Annotated in this window: 19 protein-coding genes and 1 tRNA gene; 7 read left to right on the forward strand and 13 right to left on the reverse strand. The window is 45.7% G+C overall.

Annotation, left to right across the window (positions count from 1 at the left end; all coding sequences use genetic code 11):
* Positions 1-9: 9 nt before the first annotated feature.
* The 9 genes from COT72_03530 to COT72_03570 form a co-directional block, all read right to left on the reverse strand.
* Positions 10-540, reverse strand: a complete 531-nt coding sequence (locus COT72_03530) for a tRNA (cytidine(56)-2'-O)-methyltransferase (protein PIN99882.1) — start codon at positions 538-540, stop codon at positions 10-12.
* Positions 512-1,156, reverse strand: a complete 645-nt coding sequence (locus COT72_03535; protein ID PIN99883.1) for a hypothetical protein — start codon at positions 1,154-1,156, stop codon at positions 512-514. Before COT72_03535 ends, COT72_03530 begins: the two co-directional genes overlap by 29 nt.
* Positions 1,150-2,442: a hypothetical protein gene (locus COT72_03540; GenBank protein ID PIN99884.1), complete on the reverse strand. Its 1,293-nt coding sequence runs from the start codon at positions 2,440-2,442 to the stop codon at positions 1,150-1,152. Before COT72_03540 ends, COT72_03535 begins: the two co-directional genes overlap by 7 nt.
* A gap of 14 nt (positions 2,443-2,456) precedes the next feature.
* A complete protein-coding gene (locus COT72_03545) occupies positions 2,457-3,575 on the reverse strand; it encodes a hypothetical protein (protein ID PIN99885.1) in 1,119 nt (372 codons plus the stop codon).
* A complete protein-coding gene (locus COT72_03550) occupies positions 3,572-4,003 on the reverse strand; it encodes a hypothetical protein (protein ID PIN99886.1) in 432 nt (143 codons plus the stop codon). Before COT72_03550 ends, COT72_03545 begins: the two co-directional genes overlap by 4 nt.
* Positions 4,004-4,123: 120 nt before the next feature.
* Positions 4,124-6,736 carry a hypothetical protein gene (locus COT72_03555; GenBank protein PIN99887.1) on the reverse strand — a complete coding sequence of 871 codons (2,613 nt, stop codon included), beginning with the start codon at positions 6,734-6,736 and terminating at the stop codon, positions 4,124-4,126.
* 266 nt (positions 6,737-7,002) lie between these two features.
* Positions 7,003-7,452 (reverse strand): hypothetical protein, encoded by a 450-nt coding sequence (locus tag COT72_03560; protein PIN99888.1) that lies wholly within the window; start codon positions 7,450-7,452, stop codon positions 7,003-7,005.
* Between the two features lie 7 nt (positions 7,453-7,459).
* Positions 7,460-7,960 carry a hypothetical protein gene (locus COT72_03565; protein PIN99889.1) on the reverse strand — a complete coding sequence of 167 codons (501 nt, stop codon included), beginning with the start codon at positions 7,958-7,960 and terminating at the stop codon, positions 7,460-7,462.
* Positions 7,957-8,646: a hypothetical protein gene (locus COT72_03570; GenBank protein ID PIN99890.1), complete on the reverse strand. Its 690-nt coding sequence runs from the start codon at positions 8,644-8,646 to the stop codon at positions 7,957-7,959. Before COT72_03570 ends, COT72_03565 begins: the two co-directional genes overlap by 4 nt.
* A gap of 139 nt (positions 8,647-8,785) precedes the next feature.
* Here COT72_03570 and COT72_03575 point away from each other — a divergent pair, with 139 nt between their 5' ends.
* The 6 genes from COT72_03575 to COT72_03600 all read left to right on the forward strand — a co-directional run bounded on the left by COT72_03575 (position 8,786) and on the right by COT72_03600 (position 13,186).
* Complete coding sequence (locus COT72_03575; GenBank protein PIN99891.1) at positions 8,786-9,205, forward strand: hypothetical protein; 420 nt, start codon at positions 8,786-8,788, stop codon at positions 9,203-9,205.
* On the forward strand, positions 9,198-9,623 hold the full coding sequence (locus tag COT72_03580; protein ID PIN99892.1) for a hypothetical protein: 426 nt from the start codon (positions 9,198-9,200) through the stop codon (positions 9,621-9,623). The genes COT72_03575 and COT72_03580 overlap by 8 nt, the downstream gene beginning before the upstream one ends.
* 62 nt (positions 9,624-9,685) lie before the next feature.
* Positions 9,686-9,769 (forward strand) — tRNA-Leu (locus tag COT72_03585).
* Positions 9,770-9,829: 60 nt separating this feature from the next.
* The gene (locus COT72_03590) at positions 9,830-11,194 is read left to right on the forward strand and encodes a hypothetical protein (protein PIN99893.1); all 1,365 of its coding nucleotides are present in this window, start codon (positions 9,830-9,832) and stop codon (positions 11,192-11,194) included.
* Positions 11,195-11,248: 54 nt separating this feature from the next.
* Positions 11,249-12,616: a hypothetical protein gene (locus COT72_03595; protein PIN99894.1), complete on the forward strand. Its 1,368-nt coding sequence runs from the start codon at positions 11,249-11,251 to the stop codon at positions 12,614-12,616.
* 36 nt (positions 12,617-12,652) lie between these two features.
* Complete coding sequence (locus COT72_03600; GenBank protein ID PIN99895.1) at positions 12,653-13,186, forward strand: hypothetical protein; 534 nt, start codon at positions 12,653-12,655, stop codon at positions 13,184-13,186.
* Here COT72_03600 and COT72_03605 read toward each other — a convergent pair.
* Positions 13,161-15,149 (reverse strand): hypothetical protein, encoded by a 1,989-nt coding sequence (locus tag COT72_03605; GenBank protein ID PIN99896.1) that lies wholly within the window; start codon positions 15,147-15,149, stop codon positions 13,161-13,163. The two genes, COT72_03600 and COT72_03605, sit on opposite strands and share 26 nt — an antisense overlap.
* Positions 15,150-15,176: 27 nt before the next feature.
* Positions 15,177-15,701, reverse strand: coding sequence for a hypothetical protein (locus COT72_03610; protein ID PIN99897.1), 525 nt, complete (start codon positions 15,699-15,701; stop codon positions 15,177-15,179).
* 114 nt (positions 15,702-15,815) lie between these two features.
* Here COT72_03610 and COT72_03615 point away from each other — a divergent pair, with 114 nt between their 5' ends.
* Complete coding sequence (locus tag COT72_03615; GenBank protein ID PIN99898.1) at positions 15,816-17,321, forward strand: hypothetical protein; 1,506 nt, start codon at positions 15,816-15,818, stop codon at positions 17,319-17,321.
* Here COT72_03615 and COT72_03620 read toward each other — a convergent pair.
* A complete protein-coding gene (locus COT72_03620; protein ID PIN99899.1) occupies positions 17,318-18,772 on the reverse strand; it encodes an IMP dehydrogenase in 1,455 nt (484 codons plus the stop codon). The two genes, COT72_03615 and COT72_03620, sit on opposite strands and share 4 nt — an antisense overlap.
* Positions 18,773-18,889: 117 nt before the next feature.
* Positions 18,890-21,505 (reverse strand): hypothetical protein, encoded by a 2,616-nt coding sequence (locus COT72_03625; protein ID PIN99900.1) that lies wholly within the window; start codon positions 21,503-21,505, stop codon positions 18,890-18,892.
* Between the last annotated feature and the right edge of the window lie 98 nt (positions 21,506-21,603).

Genomic DNA, 21,603 nt, shown 5'->3' on the forward strand with positions numbered 1-21,603 from the left:
CGCGCGTTTTTAAGAATTATTATCTTTTTTGATTACGTGCTTTCCTTTCTTTTTTGGAACAATTTTGACACTCGCGTTTTGAAACGTTTTTTTGAGTTCCCTGCCCCCAAACAATTCATGTAAAAAAATGGCAAGACTGCTAATCTCACTGTGCGGCTGGTTTGTTACGCTCACATTGTACGCGGCGTGCTTGTACACGTCAGGCGGCACTTTTGACGCGCCAACAACAACAAGAAGCTCATCTTTTTTTCGCAATTGAGAAATCACGTTTTGAACAGGCTCCCCATACATAGTAAGGTGCACTACTGTTTTTGCATGCTCTTTTATGAGGGCGCGCCAATTTTTTTCGTAGCGAACAAAAAATTCTCCGCCCCATTTCCTGCTCGTTTTGTTCACGCTTGACACAAGCGCGCTGTCAGACTCACCGCACAAAATACCGCTTGTTGCGCCAAGCGCGCGGGCGGTAAGAAACACGTGCGTGGTGACGCGTTTATCGCGACTCTTGCGATGGTTAAGCCGAAGCACGCTCACGTTCTTCATCAATAATCTCCTTTAATACGCTTGCGCGCACAAACCCGCGCACTACGCGGTCATTAATCACAAGAAAAGGAAAGGAATCTACTTCATATCGTTTCATCATCATTGTGATAAGCGGGTGGCTTGACGTGCCGTCAAAACCAACAATAAACAAGTCTTTAGCATAGGTATCAGACAAATATGATAAGACAAAACTTTCGTAGTCGCATTCATGGTTTTGTGGCTCACAATAAAAGTACACAAGCGTCTTGTGCGCGAACTCGGATTTCACGGTTTTAAGAAGAAGCGTTGAGAGTGTGACAAGTTTTTCTTCCTGCTCTGCATAAAACCCTTGTGATACAAGGTCTGAAGTCATGTATTCGCGAAGCCGGCTGTGCACTGAATCAATGCTTGCAAACGCGCTATACACGTCGCGCTGGAGTTCTGACTCATTTTGTTCTTCAAATTCAAGCGCGTACACGCGCGATTCAACTGCGCGCATCTGGTCAAGAATGAATTGCTCGCGGGCAGTGTGCGTAAAACCTGAAAACGCATAGCCGGCAAGCACAATAGATGATGCAAGAACAAGGTTTAGGGCAAACAGGTAGACAAGTTTCTTGCTCACAGGTCGGTTTACCATGCGCGATGTGCACCTTTAAGTTCAAGCAGTAGTGAATATAGCCAAATCGCGCTATTTAAAGGTAAGTACACAACTAAAAAGAAGGGAAAAAACAAGAGATTTATGCCCATTTTTTCGCGCGTGTGATAGCGCACCACTACCAAAAGCACAAGGGCAAACATAAGGGAAGTAAACACAAAGAAACTGACAATATCAAGGCTCACAAAATAGGATTGTAATTGTGTGACAACCATTTCAAGACTAAGCTGAGGTGAGAAATCAGCGGATTTTAAAATGGTAATAATATCAAAGTCAACCAAATAGAGCTTGTATATAGCGCGCAAAAATGAAAGAGTTTTTCGCGACAAAACAAGCAAGACAAGCGAGAACGAATAAAACACGAGCAAAAGACTTGCAATGTTGAGGGGAATAATAACGGCACTAAAATTCCCGTACTTAGGACTTAACACAACATCAGGATGCGCGCGCAGTGAACTGATAAATCCTCTCTGCCAGCGCACGCGCTGGCGAACAAATGCGCGAAGCGTTTCTGGCACAACCGTGTGCGCAATAGGTGAGAATGCGTAGCCAATCTTGTATCCTGCTTTTTGTATGCGAAGCGCGATTTCCATATCCTCAGTCATAGCAGTATTATCAAACCAGCCAATCTCATCTATGACCTTTTTTTTGTACATGCTAAACACGCCAGGCGTGACATACATTGAGTCAAGAAGCGAGAGAATTCTCCGCCACAAAATTGAAAACAAGTATTCAAAGTATTGGAGTCGTGCAAGAAAACCGCGCACATTCCAGGGCAAATAACGGATTGAAACTGCGCCCGTATTTTCATCCTCAAGATAGGGCAACACCTGTTTGAGCGTGTCAGGTCCCACTTTTGAATCCGCGTCAAGCACGACCACTGCCTCGCAGCGCGCGTCAAGAAACTCGCGCGCATAATTGACTGCCAGCGATTTTTTTCCGCCGTTCTGGGGCGTGCGCACCACTTTCACGTTTGTTACGTTCTTGAATGCTTCAAGAACGTGGGCTGTCTTGTCAGTTGACGCGTCATCAACTACTATGATTTCAAACAAATCACTTGGATACTTGAGTTTAAGCAGGCTTGCCACGCACTTGTGAATTGAATCTTCTTCGTTGTGTGCAGGAACAATAATAGAAACAAACCGTTTGTTAAACTGGGTTGGCTCGCGAGAAAGCATGTTTCGATGCGCAACATAAAGGAGTATCCAGTACAAGTTGAGCACTAATGAAATGACTGCGGCAATAAGCACAAAGCTTCTAATAATCATTGTCTGCTCTCCCCCTATGGTTTTATGAGCTCATTTAAAAGTATTGTGGCATAGCTTCCTTTCTTGAGTGTAAACCGGATTGTTACTGGTTTTGTTTTAAGCACGCGAAAATCGCGCACGCGCACAAAGGCTTTTCGCTTTTCACCAGCACTGCTCACCTGTTTTTTGAGTGTTTGAAAATCCTCAAAACTAACATCCTCTTTTTCAAGCAACTCGCGCATGTCCGGGTCATCTTCCCCGCTTCGATACCCAGGCACGTCAACAGTAACGGGTTGTTTGTGTTCACGTATTTTTTTTGAAAGACAGCGGTTAAACAGATATGACTGGTACGCGTGCACGTATAAGGAGAGCAGTTCTCTTCTCAAACGCAAAAACGCGGTTTTAAAACTCCCCTCAAAACGCGCAAGAAATTGGCGCTCGCTCCACATGCTTTGGGGTAATTCAACCGTGCCAATATCAGGCCACGCGTCAAACAATTCTTTTCGCGCGCCACGCCACGCGTCAGGCTCGTTTGTTCCGTTAGTAAGAAGCATTTTTGCTGCGTGCTCAAAATCGCCTTTTACTAAGAATTTTCCCACGCGATGCGTGGTTCCATTACCAAACCGTTGCTTGCCATAAAAGTTTGGCATGCAAAAATTCTTCTCGCTAAGCTCTGCTACAAAACTATCAACAGGCAGAATCGTGTCTCTGAGTATAACCTTGAATCGGTTGCCCCACAAGGCGCCAATCGTAAGCGGGTAATTGCTGTACGCATACGCATTAAGGCGTATATCAGCTTCTTTGAAGGGGTGGAAGTTTTGCGTTGGAATGCTTATGCGCTGCGCAGTTATGGCGCGCTTGTCTTTTAAGCCAGCATAGCCAACTCTTGCGCGCATTTCTTTTTCAACGCGAGACACTGCTTTGAGCGTGGTGTAGTCCTGCTTGACCAGGGTTGCGTGCACGTATTTTTTTGGTTTTTTCAAAAAAAACAATGCATCACTAATCTTGTTTGCAAGTGTGGGCGTAATGCTTGTCTGACCGTAATAGTCGCGCTCTTCAACAATAAAATCAGAAAAAAACGTGTTAAACGTCCCGCCGACGCCGGGGCTTTGTGTAACATACTGCAAAATGCCAAACTCATCTTCGCGCATCATATGCGGATGCCTATCACGGTTGTTGTAGTATCATTTGTGCAACTGCACGTGCAGAAAGGTCGTGTGCGTATGTCAAGCTCTTTGTTATCAGTTTTGTTCAAGTCATAATAACAATCACATGAGAGTGTGGGGTCAGTGAAGTATTGTTTCATTTCACTGCCAAATGCAACACACTGCTCATCTTGCACAATAAAATCTTTGCGCGCCGTATAATCAAAAGTAAATGACACGCTAAAAGGGGGTAAGATTTTCCCTGTTGGCTCAACATGAATGCGATAGCCTTGCGCAAACAGGACAAACCAGAGTGAGCCAAGAGCAAAAACAAGAAGGGTGAGGGTTACTTTCATTTCAAAAGAGGTGAGAACACGTTTTGCAAAGCGTGCTTTTTGCATTATGCTTTTGTTAAGGGTGAGTTCTTTTTGGCTCATACCAGTATATGCTCACTTTTCCTGCGCTTATATACATTATTGCACGTACAAAAATGTAGGATACAAAAAAAAGAAAAAAAAGAGAAAAGTAAAGGGTGTATACACCCTTTTTTCTTAAGTTTATGCTGAAGCAGCTTCAACAACTGCGATGTCGCTTACAACTGTGGTGCCCGTGTTGAGCATCAAGCTGTTTTGTGCGTACATACTAAAGTCGATTGGAGCTCCTTGCAACAAGCTTGCAGCAACTGCGCGTGCAGCCATCAACGTGTCTTCACCAGCAAGGCCGGCAATAACAAGCACGTCTTGACCGTTGAAAGCGCTTTCTACAAAGTCGATTTGTGCGTATCCGCTTGCGCCGTACGCAATCAAGTCTGTGTAGTCAATGCTTCCTGCAGCAACAAGGTCCACAACAATTGAGTTGACTGCGCTACCACCAAGAGCGATGATTGGCTTATCAACTGATGCTGTGTCAATGTCTGAGTCGAGCAATGCAAAGCCTGGACTGACTTTGTTAATGCTTACTGCTTCGCCAGCTGAGCTGACCAACTTGATGCCGGTTCCGCCAACTGTGGTGTTTTCACCTGCTGCCAAGGTAACTTCTTGTGCTGCTTTTGTTCCAACCGTAAGCGCAAAGCTTCGGTCAAACAATTTAAACAACACTGAGTCGTCCACGGTATCCAGGTTTTCGTTACTGTCACCAAACGTTGTAGCGTATCCTGCTGTTGCGTTACCATCTACCAAGTAAATTTCAGACTTGTAGTCTGTGAGCTGGTAGTAGGTTGACGTCAAGTTTCCGCTGTTTGTTGCAAAGTCGTTGTCGGCTCCCCACTTAAATGCAGTTGCAGTTGAGTCTGCACCATTCCAGTTAACATCTGTTGCTGCATTGAATGACGCGTTACCGCTTGATGCATCAAAGTGGAAGTCCACTGCCAATGCTTGTCCGTCTGGTTGTGTAATAGTCACTACATCTGAACCATCGTCCCAGGTAATGCGTGCGCCGTATTGGGACACGTATGTTCCATAAGACTGAGTTGATGTAAAGACTTTACTTGAACCATCGCGGGTGTACAAGTTGGTAACAACTGCATCGAAGTTTGCATCTGCACTGTACTGAATAAGTGCTGCTTTAGCTCTCAAAATGACTGCATCCTTTGTTGTTCCGGTTTTGACTGAGTCAAAGTACGTCACGTTGATTCCTGAAGGAGTCACGTGGCTTCCGGTTGTTGGAATGGTTTGCCATGTTGCTGATGTTGGCGAGCTTCCCGCTGTCAAGTTGTTAGTTGCTACAGGGTATGACGCATCCCAAGATAGCGAGCTGTTTGAGAATCGAAGTCTCAATTCAAGCTTACCGTCACTGTTGTTGATGTAGACATAACTCTCGTCTCGACCGATTTCCAACGTTGCATTGTAAACACTGTCGTTGATTTGAGCAGGGGTTACTTGGTATGCAGTTCCATCTCCGTCAAAACGGACATAGGTCACACCAGGAATCACTGTGTCTACGGTACTGTTGTCTGAAAAGTCCAACATTGCGCCGCCGTCTTCGGTGGAGTTAATGTTGAATGCGTTGTCAACTTGCGCACTTTCAGCAACTCTAAACCACTCAATGTTTGCGCCTTTTGAGTTGTTTGCGTAAATCAAGTTCATGCCCGGCACAATTGCAACTTCTCCGCCTGAAACGACAGAGTACGATTGGTTGTTTCTGAGCACAAGGCTTGTAACACCAGTTGCGGTACTGTTAATGCTTAACGTATCGACAACCCATGCAGCGCTCAATGGGAACGCGTCTCCTTGTTTGAACTTGTTGCTCTCTGAGATGGCTTTGAATGTTGCTTTCTTAACGGTACTGCCAACGAATGGGTTTTCGTTAAGTTTGAGCTTTTCACTGCCAATGGTTAAGTACGTTGTGTTAACGGTGTATGTGTTTCCGCCTGTGCTGATTAATGCTGCACTGGTTGAAACGTCATCCAACGTAAAGGTTGTACTACCAACAGTGAATTCTGCGCCAACAGATACTTCAACAGTTGTTGTTGAGCCAAGCGTCACGTTTTGTGAGTCAATGGCAGTTATTTCATAGCCAGAACCGAGCCAAGCGATTTGGTCTCCAACTTGGAATACTCCCGCAAAGCTGCTAGACCTGTTCGTACCAAGTGACCAGTTGACCACGTGGTTTGAAGAGTCGCTTGCGTTTACGATTAATCCAAGCCCGTCAATGTCAAGCTTAATCCCATCAGGGTTTATTCTTAACGTACCGCCTGCCACAATGTCTTGTGTGCCAACATGAGTTGTCACATTTGCGAGCACTGTGATGTTGTCTGCGTTTGTTGCACTTGTCCATGAAGACTCTGCAACGTCACTGTGGTTTACAAAAAGTGTGCTACTGCCGAGTACGTAGCCCGTATCAGTGTCAAGGGTAAACGCGTTAAGCGATTCACCGGTTGTGTAGTTCACTTCGAGTGTTGCTGATCCACTTGTTCCTGTGGATGTTGTTGCTAGTTGTCCAAATGCGGTAGCGACTTCTACGGCACCTGCAACATCAATTGGCTTAGCGTTTTCGCCTACTGCCACGTATGCATCAAACATTCCGCTTGATACCAGTGGAGAAGGGAGTCCGCTTAAGTCAGCTGCGAATGCTGCACCTGCAACTGTTGCGCCGACCATGCCAGCACCAACAGCTACTGCCGCGAATTTCTTGGCTGTTCTTTTTATTGTTTTTACGAATTCCTCTTGCATTTTATATTCACCTACCTCTCCGGAGGGGTTGTTGATAAATTGACTATTAGCGAAGTATTTTCTTTGGTTGCTGTATAACACCTCAAGTGAGATGTGCAAACCCCTCGTTCGATTAATACTTCTAGTATGATAACATCATACGCAAATTTATATATGTTTCGAAACAGCGCCAAAACGGGCATTTCTAAATGCTTAAAATGCATAACGCAGGTATTACAATCACCATTAAAATGCAAACGCCCTGCTCCACGCAGATTTGTGAGGAGTCATTGCGTTGATTCTTTTTGGTTTTGTTGCTGTGAGCCTTGGCGCTGGAGTTTGAGAAGCGTGTTTGCCGTTATTTTGAGTGTTTTGTCAAGTTCCTGAATTTTAAAGAGTGCTTCATTGAGTCCTGACTCTATTTCATTTACGTCAAGCGTGACTTTGCCATGAGGTTTGAGGATTTCAAGGTGAGATGGTCCAAAATCAATCATGAATCCAACAAGTGCTTCAAAGGTTTCAACAGAAACAAGCAGTTCTACTGCGGCAATAAAAAAGTCAGGCTGTTTTTCCATTGGTTCTGCGGGCTGGTACTCTTCTTTGAGCACGCGCAGTTCTTCACGAAGCCCGATTCGTTTGACCAATTCTTTTACGGCCATTTCTACGGCTTCTTTGCTTTTCTCATTGCTGTGTGGATGTTTTCCAAATAATTCAAGTGAACACATAACTTCAAACATTGCTTTTTTACACCTTGCGTGTTGCAACCCATAACGCCACAATTCCCAGTGCGCTGCTTGCGGCAAACACAACAGGCGTGCTTACGGGTAATTCATCTTGACTAACCGGGTCAGGCTTTTTAAGACTTTGCTTAATAGTTATGCGCGCTTTTGCATCAGTAACGGTTTTGTCTTCTTTGATGCGAATCTTATAATCATGCGTTCCTGAAACGTACACATTGTTTTCAAGCAGGGTCTTTACCGACCCTAATGGTGCGAGCGTGTGTTCTTGCAGGTTTTGTGTCCACGCGCCAGACACGCTTGAGCCATTGCTGTATACATAGGAGTAGAGTGACACGGTTCGCGTCTGGTTTTGCATATTATAAAGGACTATGTCAGCGCGAACAGTTCCGTTCGTAACGGTGATGTTTGCGTTCATGATAAAATCATGTTTTTCAAGGGTGAGTGCTGATGCGGGTAACATCAGAGTAAACCAAAGTAATCCAAGAAGGAGCAGTTTTTGTTTCATAGTTTTTCCTGTAGCCTGTTGCGCACATTGACGGTAAGCGCATACATTGCGCCAAAGTAGGTTGCTACATCATCACACGTTGTTTTATCTGCAAGAAGTACTGCAGGTGGTGTTTGCATCTGCTCGCAAATGGCAGGCACATGGTTTTTGCCAACTACCGCAAACACGCGGCCTTCTGATGTGTTGAGTGCGTAATTAATCATGCGCGCCATTGATGCATCTCGAGCAGGACTGGCTCTTTTATCCCAATCTATAAGCGCGTGAAGCAGGGACGTGTCTTCCATGCCAAGAACACGCGCGCGAGCATTAACTGCTCCAAGAGCTGGAGGCGCGATAAGAAAGAACGTGAGATGCGGTTTTTGCAGGGATTGGGGTATGATACTATACGCATCAGCAAGAAATGGCTGCCATGCAAACACGCCCTGTATGCGCGATGCAATATAATTGGTTAATTGTTTTTCGTGAACTGTTGCGTGCAAACCATCAAGAAGGGGTTGCGGGTCATCGCGTGCAAGCACACCTTCCAGACACACGGTGTCATTAGGGCGTGCTACGTTCTTGAGAAAACAGTACTGAATAAGCGAGTTATCAACCGTGTGCGACACGCCAAGTAACACTACCTTAGGGTCGCGCTCGTAGCGCGCGATTTTCATGCCCTGATTGTAGGCTGTTTTGTAAAGTTCCATATCAGTTATGAGTGGTGCGCAAAAGACCGTGCTTAATAATATTTATATACTATTGGGTCCCATGAATTGAGTAGGGAAGGTGAATGAAATTATGGGGATTAAGGAGTTATTTATGAAATCTGATGATAAAAACAAGAAGATGACAGCTGAGCCTTTCAAACTTCCTCCACGCCCAGCAGCGTCTATGCCATCAAAACCAATGAGTTATCCAACCATTTCTGCACCAAAACCAGAAATGCCAAAACCGGCAATGCAAAGCATGCCAAAGCCTGCGATGAAGTCAGAATCTCACCTGCAGGGGTTGCAGACAATTCAAAACGTGCGACACCCTGAACCGCACTTGTTTATCAAAGTTGACAAGTACACCGATGTTCGGGCAAGTGTGAAAAAAATGAATGAACGACTCAAAGACTTGACTGCAACGCTTGCAAAAATGGAAAACCTCAAAGATGAGGAAGTCAAAAAGATTGACACGCTCAAAGGTGCGATGAAACGAATGGAAGACGTGGTCATTGACTTGGAGAAAACGTTCAAAGAAGCTCGTGAAGATTATGAGTAGCACGCTTAAACCAGTGTTTGTGGGCATAGAAAATCCAGACATAGTTAGTTCTGATATTGAAACATACAAGCACCTCATGCACATTAGTGAAGAAGCGGTCGAAGAGCTGAAAAAACTCAGAGAAGGGTATGATGTTGCAAAAGTCCATTTTCTTGACCAGATGATGGATTTTCTTCAGGAATTCAAGCATTTCAAGAAGGTTATTCCAAAAATCAAAATCAAACACCCGTCAAAGACGCATCGCAAAAAAGAGCTTAAACAAAAAGTTGCGGCACGCAAGCAACAAATGCAATCAGTAAAGAGCGAAACCATTGAGGTCAAAACGCCTGAAAAGACGCGCATTGAGGAGCTTGAACGCATTAAGAGTTTTAGACGCGACCTTGAACGGATTAATGAACAATTAAGCAAACTCGCATAGCCTGCCTTATTTTTTTATCCTATAAATTTTTAAATCAAACACTTGTCAAAGCAGTCAATGTTGCGGGGATTGCCGAGTGGTCAAAGGCGCAGGACTCAAGATCCTGTGAGTTAGTCTCTTCGTGGGTTCGAATCCCTCTCCCCGCACGCAACTTCTTTTTTTAATCATTAGTTTTATTTGCAGTATTGTTCTAAGAATATACTGCTATGAATGGCGAGATTGCAAACATCGTGTTAGGCGTGGTGATTGCTGCAAGTGTTCTTGGCTACATGTATCAGCGGGATAAGCGCTTATTTTTTCCCGCGCTCGGCTTTTTTGCGTTTGTTGCACTTATGGTGAGCGGACCGTATGTTACTGGTTTTTTTGCACACGACCCGGTTGCGCCAACGTGCGAGGGCTGCAACGTGGTAATTATTGTTCCTGAAGTGTTGCGAAAAGATTATCTTGGCGTGTATTCAGGCGTTTCGTACACGCCCTCCATTGATGCTTTTTTTGCAGATGCATGGAAGTTTACAAACTATTATGGAACCGCGCCCTGGACGCTGCCAAGCCATACATCAATGCTGACTGGTTTGTATCCAAAAAACCATAAACTCATTCATAACGGCTACAATTTTAGTGAGGATATTATGACTATGGCGCAGTATTTTGCAAAAAACGGGTATTTCACGATTTCGCTTAATGGCGGAGGTCATATGGGTGCGGATTATAATTTAACGCGTGGTTTTAGTTATGCGCGCGAGCTATACCGTTTTGAAAACAACCTTGATATCGCGCTTGACACCATTGAAGCGTTTACCATAGAACCTTTTCTCATGCTCATGTCTGTGTACGATGTGCATGACCCCTACAACCGCTACGGACCAGTGAGCGCGGCAACAGGGTATACGGGCGTTCTTGCTTCAGACCCGATTTCAACGCGCTCGCTTGAGCACACGGGTGAATTATACGTGCAAAACATTGTCAATCTTTCACGAGCATTCGTGACTTCAAACCAGAGTATTGTCACCCTTAGTGATGAAGATGTTGCTTATTTTCGGGCGCGCTACGCGGACAACGTGGTGCATCTTGATAGCAAGCTCAAATCAGTGTTTGACGCGCTTGAAGCGCGCGGTATTCTCAATAACACGATTGTGGTTTTAACAAGCAATCATGGTGAGGAACTCTACGAGCACTGGCTCTCGCACAGTCTTATGTACGAGCCAGTGATGAATACACCTCTGCTTTTGCGCATCCCGCAGGCTACAAAAACAACATACACCAAACTTATGAGTAATGTTGACTTGTTTCCAAGCCTCAGCGCGCTTGTTGGTCTTGACGTGCCAAAAAACATTGATGGCATCAACATCTGGAATGAAAGCCATGACTATATTTTTGGTGAATCAGATATTCCGCGACACAAATACATGGTAACTGACGGCACGTACAAACTGCTTGTTGAAAACGAGCACTTTCTTGGCACTATTGAATTATACAATATCAAAAACGACCCCGGCGAGAATTACAACGTGTACGGGCTTACTGGCGCGCAAACCTATTTTGACCAAATCACGTTGTTCTCGCGCTCGTAGCAATGTTTTTAATTCGCGCAAACAAACAATAATAGAGTAGGGAGAGCAAATAACATGGTTGTTTTGGCAGTGCTTATGCGCGTGGTGTATGTATCGCTTATCCTTGGTGTTCTTGTCACCATCATCTCAAAACTGCGCGCGGGAGCAAAGATTGGCGTTATCGTGTTTATTGGGTTTCTTGTTCTTGGAATCAACGCACAAACCGTGTTTGTGTTTCTTGAAAAGCAAAGTATTAACACTGATTGTAAGGGGTGCAATTTAATTGTAATCATTCCTGAACTGCTTCGCCAAGACAGGGTTGGTCCGTACACGCCCTCCATTGATGCCTTTTTTGCAGACGCGTGGAATTTCACAAACGTGTACTCAACTGCTCCCTGGACGCTGCCAAGCCATAGCTCATTTCTTACCGGCGTCTACCCATCACGTCATGGCGCGCTCTATGACCAAGCCTCACGGCTTCCTGACACTATTACAAATATCGCGCAATTTCTTGCTGCACAAGGATACAACACCAGCGTGTTTAGCGGGTCAAGCCATCTTGGCTCAATTTATAATATTCTTGAAAAGTTTGAGTACGCACAAGAAATAATCTATCTTAACGCAACAACTCGCGCCCAGGTAATTTCTGCGCTTGAATCTCAAGAAGGACCTTTTTTTATGGTAATCTCATTTTTCAATTTAAGACGCCCTTACAAGACGGGCGCCATTAGTAGCGCGCTCAACTACACAGGACCGCTTACTAATGTGTATTTGGAGGCGCCGTTTTTCAATAATATTACCGCACAAAGAACTGACGCAGGTCTTGCATTCACGCTGAACACCGCGCAGGGCCCACTCGCGCTTACGCAAGAAGATATTGATTATGTGCACGCACGAGATTATGACACGTATCTTGAAATGGACGCGCAACTCAAAGCGCTTTTTGAGTATTTTGAATCATCAGGCTTAGTGAATAACAGCATTATCATGCTTGGCTCAGACCATGGCACAGAAGTGTTTGAGCACTGGCTGTCTCGCACTGATTTTTACCAAAGCAGTGTGCACATCCCCGTTCGCGTGCGCACGCCATCTTCAACTGCGCGCGACATTACGTATTTGATGAGTAACACTGATTTTTTCCCCACATTCGTAAGCATGCTTGGTTTTGACGCGCCGCGCGGGCTTGACGGCGTCAACATTTGGCAAGCAAGCCATGACTACGTGTTTGGCGAGAGCCAAAACACGTCAAACGCGTATATGGTAACTGACGGCACGCTCAGGCTTGCAGTGCAGGATTTTTTTAGTGCGAAAAATGTTGAATTATATAACGTACGCGACGACCCAAATGAAACGCGCAACCTTGCAGAAGAAATGAATGTTGAATCAACTGATATATATCGTGCGCTTGTCTCGTTTTACAAAAGCAGCGCGGGTTTTCGCTAAGCGTTTATTAATGAAGCATGTCTAACACAAAATGGTATGACGCGCGCGGTTTTGTTTCTTGTCTTCCTTCTTGGGTGTACTGCTGGCCCGCAGGTTCTGCTTGCCGGCTTTGAGAACACGCATTTTGTGCGCGCAAGCGATGTTGCCGGTGTTGAACATGTGCGCTACGAGTTTGAGAACGCGTCAACCTACAAAATGCTCAACATCTATGCGCTTAGCGGAGCAGAACAAGCTGCATATTATGATTCGTGGGTTCGCTCATTTGAAAGCATATTTGCCGAATCAGAAGCACCCTATCCTGGTGCGGTGACAAAAAAAATTGTTTGTCCTGACGAGTTTTTGCCCGTCATGCAGGGGAATGTGAGCGCGCGTGCGTACCGCGTGTTTGCAGGCTCGCAAAAAACAGTTGGCGTGTGCTCAAAAGACCTTGTTGCATATTCTTGTCTTATGGGGGTGTTGGGCTGTGAACAGTATCTCTACGAATTCAAGTATTGTCATACAAGCAGCGGAGAAAGCTATGATTTCTCAAAACTCGCACAAAACCTTACGTGTCCGCAAACGCCTGATTAATTACGTACCCCTGCATGTAAGCAGGAATGTCCATTCCCATTGCGCTTAGAATAGTAGGCAACTGGTCTTGGTGGCGAATGGGCATGTCAAGTGAAACGTTCTTGCTAATGCCTTTGCCCATAATAATAAAGGGCGTCCACATGCCGTTTTCTTCTTGAGCAAAAATAGCTTGTTTGTAGCCGGTTTTGAGTGGTGTTGAAAAGATTGTGTATTTCTCATCCATCTCCTCATACCAGCCGTAGCCGGGAATGTTTGCAAGAAGCAAATCGCCAACACGGTCTTGCGGCAGGTCAAGGTAGCGGGGCGCGTCTTCCCATCGAACAACACTTGCCGCGGGCTTTGAACCGTCCTCATCTTCAAGCGCGTAAAGTGCGTGGACAACTTCATTACGCAATGCTTCGTATTCTGGTCCTGAGGCGCGCTGCCAGTTTCCGCCAAGACCGTTTGGGTTTATGTACACATTGCTCATCTTAAGAAAGATTACGCGTGTTTTGTCCCAGTCAATAATTGGCTCTCCTGTTTGATTGTTAATAGTAAATGAAAGCCAGCCTTTTTGTGCAAAATAATTGTTAAGGTGCACTTGGCGTTTGAGTTCAACTGCGCCATGGTCTGAACTGAGGACAAAAAGCGTGTTCTCATCAGTGTTGTTTAGTGCTTTGCCAATAATCGCGTCAAGGGCCTGGTACATGCGAAGCACGTCACTGCGTTCGCTTGTGTTTCCTTGAACAAACGCGCTCATCCACCACTTGCCCGTGAGCATCTGGTTTGGCGTGTAAATGTCGTGGATAAACACATCAGGATTGAGCGTGTCATAGATTGCGCCAACTGCGTTTTTATGCCAGTCAAGTGAGAAAAATGCTTCATCAAGAAAGGTTTGCTTATCTTCTTTTTCATAGATGAGTTGTGGTGGGAAGTTGTCAACAAAATCAACCATGGGTCCTGTTTTTTCATGCACGTGTTCAAATGCTTCTTGCGGGTCAATAACAGTTGGGTTGAAATTATCATAAAACACGCGCAACCTGAACGTGCCGTCTTCTTTTATAAAAATGGGATGGATTCTAAACGCGGATTTGTACGTAAAATTATTCCAAGCAAGCGTGATGTTTGTCCACTCGCTCCACTCCCCTTGCAAGAGCGTGACACGGTTTTGCTTGTCAGTTGACGCGATAAGCGTGTCATAGTTTTGCGTGTTGTCATCAGTTGAGTCCGTGATAAGTGCGTAAATAGTTGCGCCATACGCGGTGAGGGCGAGTTCTTTTGCCGGGCTAAATGATTCAAAGCCAAATACCCAGTTTGTTGGTTCTGATTCAGGGATGAATTGTGTGAGTGCTTGGCCAAGGTAGAACAGTTTTGCCCCTCTGCCAAGTGATTTTCTAAAGTCTGCGCGTGATTGCGGTTCAAAAATGAGTGCGGGATTTTCAAACCCCCACCCGCCCCAGCGTCCAAGAATGGTTACGCCTTCACTTAGTTCAGGCGGTGTTGAACCGGGAACAGAAAGAAGAGCTACGCTTTTTCCTGCATCCTCAAAGAGCGTCCATGCTGAGGGTATTTTTTTTGCAGTTGACGCAAACCCTTTTACTGATGGTTTATCAAGGGGCGCGCCCTCAACGTGCATTGGTCCGTCAGCAACGCCGTGCAGTTCAGGAAGGGTTCCGGTAAGAAGTGTTGCAAAATTGGTGGGTGTGTGAGAAGGAAAGGTAGGAATAGAGTATCCATACGTGCCGTGGTCCATTAAATATTTGATATTTGGCAAAAGCCCGTTTTGCGCCCACTCATAGACGGTGAAGAGTTTGGGTTCTGCGCGCATGCCATCAGGAATAAACCAGTACAGTTTTGTTGGCGTGTCAGTTTTTTGGAAAAGCGCTGAGTCTAGCACAGGGTACTGCGTATTAAAGAGCAGAACAAGCGCGAAAAGAAGGAGTGCAAGCGAAACAGAGATGGTAAGCGCATGAAATATTCTCATCGCATAGTATTCACTCAGTTACCGCTCTTAAAGATTTTTACTCTCCGCCTGCTTTTTTGTGGGGGGGCGTTTTCGCGTAATACTTATGCCGCCATCAGGCTCAAGCCTGACTTCACGAATGCCTGAGATTGAGTGCACATTGCTTTCTCGAAGCTTTGCGCGCAATTCTTCTTCATGCAGGTTGATTTTTCGCAACGCTTCTTTGACGATTTTCCCGTTTCTTACAAGAACCGTGCTTTTTCCTTCAATAATAGCAACAAGCCAGTAAGGTGAGCGTTCAAGAATGTTTTCCACACCCCAAATGAGAATAACAATTGTTGCAATTGCCGTCATGCTGGTAAGAAGGTGTACAACTTCATCACCATAAATCATAGCATCGCCCACTGCTGAGCCAAGCCCAATAATAATAACAAGGTCAAAAAGGTTGAGGTGCGCGAGCTGGCGCTGGCCGCGAATGCGCATAACAAGAAAGGTGAAGAAAAAAATGATAGTGGTCCGAACTACTACTTCAGAAAATCGCGCAAGCGTGAAGCCATCAAGCCATGCAACCATAGTAAAGTATTTGCACGGTATATTATTAAATGTGTCTTGCCGTCTCCCCTTAAATTAATAGCGGACAGCGCATGCAAGACATTTATGTAATAACACCGGTAAAAAGGTATATCCATGCTCAAAAAAGAATTGAAACTGCGACTCTATCAAGAACACTTGCTTAACGCGGCAAAAGCGCATAACACGCTTGTCGTGCTGCCAACGGGGCTTGGGAAAACCCTCATAGCACTGGGTTTAACGGTTTTGCGATTACGGGAGAATCCCAAAAGCGTGGTTGTGTTTATGGCGCCGACAAAGCCACTTGTTGAACAGCACAAAGCATTGTTTGAAGACTATCTTGACGTGCCAATGCTTGTTGCAACCGGCAAAATCCCGCCACGCGAACGCGTTGAAGCATACAAAAAAGCACGGGTCGTGTTTTGCACGCCCCAAACTCTTGAAAATGATATTCTCACAAGCAGGTTCAATCTTTCTCTAGTGAGCTTGCTTATTGTTGATGAAGCACACCGCGCAAGTGACGGAGAGTATGCATACAATTTTGTTGCAGAGCAATACGCGCAAAAATCAAGGTACGGCAACGTGCTCGCGCTGAGCGCGTCACCCGGCCATTCAAAGGAGAAAATAAAAACAATTTGCAAAAACCTGCGTCTTGACCGGGTTGAAGTGCGCGGTGAAGACGACCCTACGGTAAAACCTTACGTGCAGGAAAAAAAGATTACACCCCTCATTGTTACTTTGCCAAAAGAGCTTAACGCAATCAAAGCTCATCTTGAAAAAGCAGCAACTATCATGCTCTCGGGGCTTGTTGAGCTTGACGTGCTTGAACGCACAAGCAACGTGTACAAGCGCGACCTTATCAAACTGCAAGCACACTTGCAAAGCGTGGTTGCGCGCGGCGAGCCAAACACGCGCGTGTTTGAAGCAATCAAGCTTGCTGCTGGCGCGCACAAAGTGTTGCACGCGCTTGAACTCGTGCAGGTCAACGGAATCAAACCATTGCAAGCATATTTTGACAAGCTCAAAAAACAGCGTGAGCGAACCAAATCGTCCCAACTTTTGTTTAGCATTCCTGATTTCACGTTTGCGTTTACCAAAGCGTTTGACACCACAAGCGAGCACCCAAAATATGACGTGCTCAAAGACCTTATTAAAAAACAGGACATGGCGCATTCACGCATCATTATTTTCGTGTCGCTTCGTGAAACCGCGCGCGAACTGGTCAAACAGCTCAACGAAATAAAAGGCGTGCATGCAAGCGTGTTTGTTGGTCAAAAAGAAGGTATGACGCAAAAAAAGCAGCAGGATATTCTTGAAAAATTCAAACACGGCGAGTACAATGTGCTTTGTTCAACAAGCATTGGTGAGGAGGGCATTCACGTGAGTGATGCTGACATTGGCGTGTTTTTTGAACCAGTAAGCTCAGCGCTTCGAAGCGTTCAGCGAAAAGGCAGAGTTGGCAGAACCGCGTTTGGCAGGGTGTACGTACTCATGACTAAAGGGTGTATTGATGAGCGCTACTACTGGATTAGCCGTCATCGGGAAAAAAAAATGATTGAAACGCTTGAATCATTTAATGGAGAGGACCTACACCAGTACGCGCTTTCTGATTTCACTGCTTAGCGCGTGGAATAGTTTGGCGATTCTTTTGTAATTGCCACGCTGTGAGGATGGCTTTCTTTGAGTCCTGCTCCAGTGACGCGTACAAATTGCGCGTTCTTTTGCAGTGCATCAATGCTTTTTGCGCCACAATAACCCATGCCTGAGCGAAGCCCGCCAACAAGCTGGAACACGGTGTCGCGCACTGGTCCGCGGTATGGCACACGCCCTTCAATGCCTTCGGGAACCAGTTTTTTCTCGCCTTCCTGGAAGTAGCGGTCTTTACTGCCTTCTTTCATTGCCCCAATTGAGCCCATGCCGCGATACACCTTGTAGCTGCGCCCCTTGTAAATAACGCGCTCGCCTGGACTCTCATCAGCGCCTGCAAATAAGCTTCCTGCCATGACTGCGTTTGCGCCGCATGCAAGCGCTTTGACCAGGTCCCCTGAATACGTGATGCCCCCGTCAGCAATGACTGCAATACCCTGCTCGCGCGCAACGCGTGAACACTCCATAATTGCGCTCACCTGAGGCACGCCAACACCGGCAACAATGCGCGTAGTGCAAATTGAGCCCGGACCCACGCCCACTTTCACCAGGTCAGCGCCGGCTTGTATGAGGTCGTGGGTTGCTTGTTTTGTTGCCACATTGCCGCCAATAACCGGCACGTGCGCATAATCATTTTTGAGTTCTTTGATGGTGTCAAGCACGCCTTTTGAGTGGCCATGAGCCGTGTCAACTACAAGCACGTCAACGCCCGCGTTCACAAGCGCTTCTGCGCGCTCATGCGTGTCGTTTGAAACACCAACTGCAGCACCAACAAGAAGCCTGCCGTGCGCATCTTTTGAGGTGTTTGGAAATTTCTTTGCGTTTTCAATGTCACGAATAGTAATAAGACCGCGCAACACGTTTTTTGCATCAACAAGGGGAAGTTTCTCAATTTTATGTTTTGAGAGCACTTGTTTTGCTTGCTCAATAGTGGTTGTACTGCTGGCGGTAACAAGATTATGTTTTGTCATCACGTTTTCAATTGTCTGGTCTGGTCCTTCAAAAAAGCGCAAATCACGGTTCGTGAGTATGCCAACAAGCACGTTGTGTTTGTCAACAATGGGCACGCCGGAAATATGTTTTACCTCCATAAGCGCGCGAGCTTCGCTTACGAGATTATGTGGAGAAAGGTGATACGGGTCAATAATGACGCCGCTCTCTGAGCGCTTAACTTTTCGAACCTCATCTGCCTGTTTATCAATTGACATGTTTTTGTGCACAATGCCCATGCCTCCTTCGCGCGCCATTGCAATTGCCATGCGCGCCGTGGTTACGGTATCCATGCTTGCGCTCATAAGCGGAATAGCAAGCGTAATGGTTTTTGTAAGCCGTGCACGCGTGTCAACATTTTTTGGAAGAACCTGAGAAAACGCGGGTTTGAGAAGCACATCATCAAACGTGAGTGCTAACGGGAACTGAGCTGCCATATAATCTTAATAAAAAAACCATTTAAAAGTGTTATGATTCAAGAGACGCACCAAGCATGATTTGGTTGTACGTTTTTTTCCCTTAGACATTTTTTGTTTTGCTGACTTGCGCGGGCATCATTTTTGGTTCTTCTTTTGATGAGGACTGTTTTTTTCTTTTGAGAGTTCTTCAAGGAGTTCTTTTTCTTCTTTTAGATTTGAACTAATGCGGGATTGAATGTCTGCTTCGTCAAGCGCCTCGATTTCTGCAAGTTCTTCATCGCTTGGCACGTCCTCTTCTCCTGACAGGTCGTCTTCGCTAGAATTGCTTCCCATTTCAACGTGTTTTTTGATTTCTGCTTCTTCTTTTGCAAGCTCTGCTTCAGCTCTGCGAATGATTTCGCGCTGTTTTTTTGCTGAGAGTTCTGGTTTTTCTGTTTTACGCACTGCCTGAGCGTGCGGTTTTCCAAGCAGTGCGTGCGCGTACGCGCGTACTTGCGCGGCATACACAGTTATGGCTTGCTTTTTTTGCGGTGGTGCCGGGATTTTTTCAATATGCTCAGCATACGCAAGCAATTGGCGTGCATACGCTTGCGTGTTTGATTCGCGCGGCGGCTTTGCAGGCAGGGTTGGCACGTTTTTTGTAATGCGCTTTGGCGGTGCTTTTGCTGCGGGCATGCCTTGTGAGGGTGGCAACATTGGGGGTTTTATTTCAGTTACTGCGGGAGGTGTGGGTGGGGTTTTTGGTTTTTTCAAGTCCACAAATATTTTATCGCGAAGCACGTAAACCACGACTGCACCGCCTCCAAGAATTGAAAGTGCGACAATGATGAGTACCCGTGTAATCACGCTCATTTCTCCGCTTTCTTCGGTGGGTGCTTGCGGCAGGGTTATGTTTTGCTGGGGGGTTGTTTCCTGCACGGTTTGTTGTTCTTGAGTCTGGTTTTGCGCCGTCTCGTTTGCGCTCACGGTTTGATTGGTTTGTGTTTGGTTTTGTGCCGTCTCGTTTGCGCTCACGGTTTGGTTTTGCTCAGTTGTTGTTTCTTCACTTAATTCCTGCTGGGTTGGAATCGTGATAGCATAATAGGAGAATCCTTCACTTGTTGCACTAAAATAGTGAACTGTGCTACCGCTTCCAGTAAACGTGGTTGGAAGAATATCCCATGAATTATTAGTAAAGCGTCGAAGCCGCGTGTCAGTAACCAAAAAGCCATTGCCTGAATACCATGACTTGTTGACTTCAAAACTGATAACAACCTGGGAAATATTTGTGTCGCTTAGGTTAATGGGAATAATATTAAGATATGAATACACCTCACCCTCGCTTTCAGGTGTGAGTGTTGGCGCGGTATCCAGTTTTTGAACGGTGATGCGCACGCCTGACGCATTTTGCGTGGCGTTTACCGTAATTGCACGCACAAGAATCGTGCTCGAGTTTGTGTAGTTAAACGTGACTGACGAGTTTTGAGTAATCGCGCTCACCTCCTGGGCTTCCTGTATGGCGCTCACGTTTGATGGGGTTGCCGTTATGTTTTCACTTGACGGCGCGTATGCGATAGTAAAGTAGCGCGTGGTTGAGAATGCTTCAAGACTATCTGCGTCAGTGCAGGAAATAGCAAGGCTGTGTGTGTTATTGTTAAGAACAGGCAGGGTAAAGGCGCGCTCTACTGCAACCGTCACGTTTCCAAGCGGGTATGACGTGCTGTTAAGGGTGTAATTGCAATTGGCCACGCTTGAATTGTCATCAGTTATTTTAAAGAGGGCGTCAACTTGAGGGTATGCATATGTTGTGTTTTGGGGTTGGAGAAGGGTGATGTTTGCTTTAACACCGCCAACAATAAAGTACTGGGTTTTTGAGGCGTTAATGTTTCCAGAACCATCTGCACACCACACGTTTGTTGTGTAGTTTGCGCGCGAATTATTAGTAATGCTCAGGCTCACGTTTTTTGCTGCAGCAGACGTGACACTGCCAATAGTGTAGTTTACATTGTTGAGTGTGTAATTACAGCTCAGTGTTGAGGATGTTTCATCAGTTGGAGTGAAGGTAAGATTCACGTCAATGCCCTGAAATGTTTCATTGTAGGTCTTGTTGAGCGGGTAGGTGAGAACCAGGGTTGGTTTTTGCAAATCAACGCCAAACACAACAGGCGTGTTGTCAAAAAATATTTGGTTTTTTGACCCGTCCTCAGTATATACTTCAAAATTAGCACTATACCCGCCGGTTGTTGCGGTGTCAAGTGATACATTCCATGACGCGTTAATCTGGAATTCAGGCCCACTTCCTCCAGTCATAGTATAGCCAGAAACGTGCACGAGCCCGTCGCCTGAGCTGAATGTTTCAGTAATGTTCTCAACAGTTGAAGGGTCATCAGGGTCGTAGCCGTAGCCTGATGCGTAGCGCGGGTCTGCTGAACTTGTCGTGTTCTGCTCAGTAATTGAGGTGAGCACGATATTCGTGCACCCGCTAATTGCCGTACCATTCACCCAAAACGTGCACACTTTGCTTTCAGCACCGCTAATGTTTAAGGTCGCGTTTGTAACGGGCGCGGAATCTGCTGAAACACTGTCTCCGGCTGGTTCAATGTCGAGGCGAAGCGTGAAGTTAATAACATTATTTATAATTGATGCATTTGCTACATCACGCTGGATGTCAACAAGAAGCGCATGCGAAACTGGTGGGTGAAGCAAAAAAACTGCAGCAAGCATGAACACTACTACGAGTGAACGACACGACACAAAACCCCGTCCCACCATAGGATATACGGGTCGTCATGATTTATTAAAAGTTCGTACACAACATGAAGTATAGTCTTTTGAGCAACAAACATTTAAAAGATAAATCAGTTTATCCT

The organism is archaeon CG10_big_fil_rev_8_21_14_0_10_43_11 (genome assembly GCA_002763265.1).
In the GTDB taxonomy this organism is placed as follows: Archaea; Nanobdellota; Nanobdellia; order PEZQ01; family PEZQ01; genus PEZQ01.

What these genes read in the sequence shown, in the direction of transcription:
- COT72_03530 (PIN99882.1), bottom strand. Translation starts at nt 540, where the DNA reads ATGAAGAACGTGAGCGTGCTTCGGCTTAACCATCGCAAGAGTCGCGAT.
- COT72_03535 (PIN99883.1), bottom strand. Translation starts at nt 1,156, where the DNA reads ATGGTAAACCGACCTGTGAGCAAGAAACTTGTCTACCTGTTTGCCCTA.
- COT72_03540 (PIN99884.1), bottom strand. Translation starts at nt 2,442, where the DNA reads ATGATTATTAGAAGCTTTGTGCTTATTGCCGCAGTCATTTCATTAGTG.
- COT72_03545 (PIN99885.1), bottom strand. Translation starts at nt 3,575, where the DNA reads ATGATGCGCGAAGATGAGTTTGGCATTTTGCAGTATGTTACACAAAGC.
- COT72_03550 (PIN99886.1), bottom strand. Translation starts at nt 4,003, where the DNA reads ATGAGCCAAAAAGAACTCACCCTTAACAAAAGCATAATGCAAAAAGCA.
- COT72_03555 (PIN99887.1), bottom strand. Translation starts at nt 6,736, where the DNA reads ATGCAAGAGGAATTCGTAAAAACAATAAAAAGAACAGCCAAGAAATTC.
- COT72_03560 (PIN99888.1), bottom strand. Translation starts at nt 7,452, where the DNA reads ATGTTTGAAGTTATGTGTTCACTTGAATTATTTGGAAAACATCCACAC.
- COT72_03565 (PIN99889.1), bottom strand. Translation starts at nt 7,960, where the DNA reads ATGAAACAAAAACTGCTCCTTCTTGGATTACTTTGGTTTACTCTGATG.
- COT72_03570 (PIN99890.1), bottom strand. Translation starts at nt 8,646, where the DNA reads ATGGAACTTTACAAAACAGCCTACAATCAGGGCATGAAAATCGCGCGC.
- COT72_03575 (PIN99891.1), top strand. Translation starts at nt 8,786, where the DNA reads ATGACAGCTGAGCCTTTCAAACTTCCTCCACGCCCAGCAGCGTCTATG.
- COT72_03580 (PIN99892.1), top strand. Translation starts at nt 9,198, where the DNA reads ATGAGTAGCACGCTTAAACCAGTGTTTGTGGGCATAGAAAATCCAGAC.
- COT72_03590 (PIN99893.1), top strand. Translation starts at nt 9,830, where the DNA reads ATGAATGGCGAGATTGCAAACATCGTGTTAGGCGTGGTGATTGCTGCA.
- COT72_03595 (PIN99894.1), top strand. Translation starts at nt 11,249, where the DNA reads ATGGTTGTTTTGGCAGTGCTTATGCGCGTGGTGTATGTATCGCTTATC.
- COT72_03600 (PIN99895.1), top strand. Translation starts at nt 12,653, where the DNA reads ATGACGCGCGCGGTTTTGTTTCTTGTCTTCCTTCTTGGGTGTACTGCT.
- COT72_03605 (PIN99896.1), bottom strand. Translation starts at nt 15,149, where the DNA reads ATGAGAATATTTCATGCGCTTACCATCTCTGTTTCGCTTGCACTCCTT.
- COT72_03610 (PIN99897.1), bottom strand. Translation starts at nt 15,701, where the DNA reads ATGGTTGCATGGCTTGATGGCTTCACGCTTGCGCGATTTTCTGAAGTA.
- COT72_03615 (PIN99898.1), top strand. Translation starts at nt 15,816, where the DNA reads ATGCTCAAAAAAGAATTGAAACTGCGACTCTATCAAGAACACTTGCTT.
- COT72_03620 (PIN99899.1), bottom strand. Translation starts at nt 18,772, where the DNA reads ATGGCAGCTCAGTTCCCGTTAGCACTCACGTTTGATGATGTGCTTCTC.
- COT72_03625 (PIN99900.1), bottom strand. Translation starts at nt 21,505, where the DNA reads ATGGTGGGACGGGGTTTTGTGTCGTGTCGTTCACTCGTAGTAGTGTTC.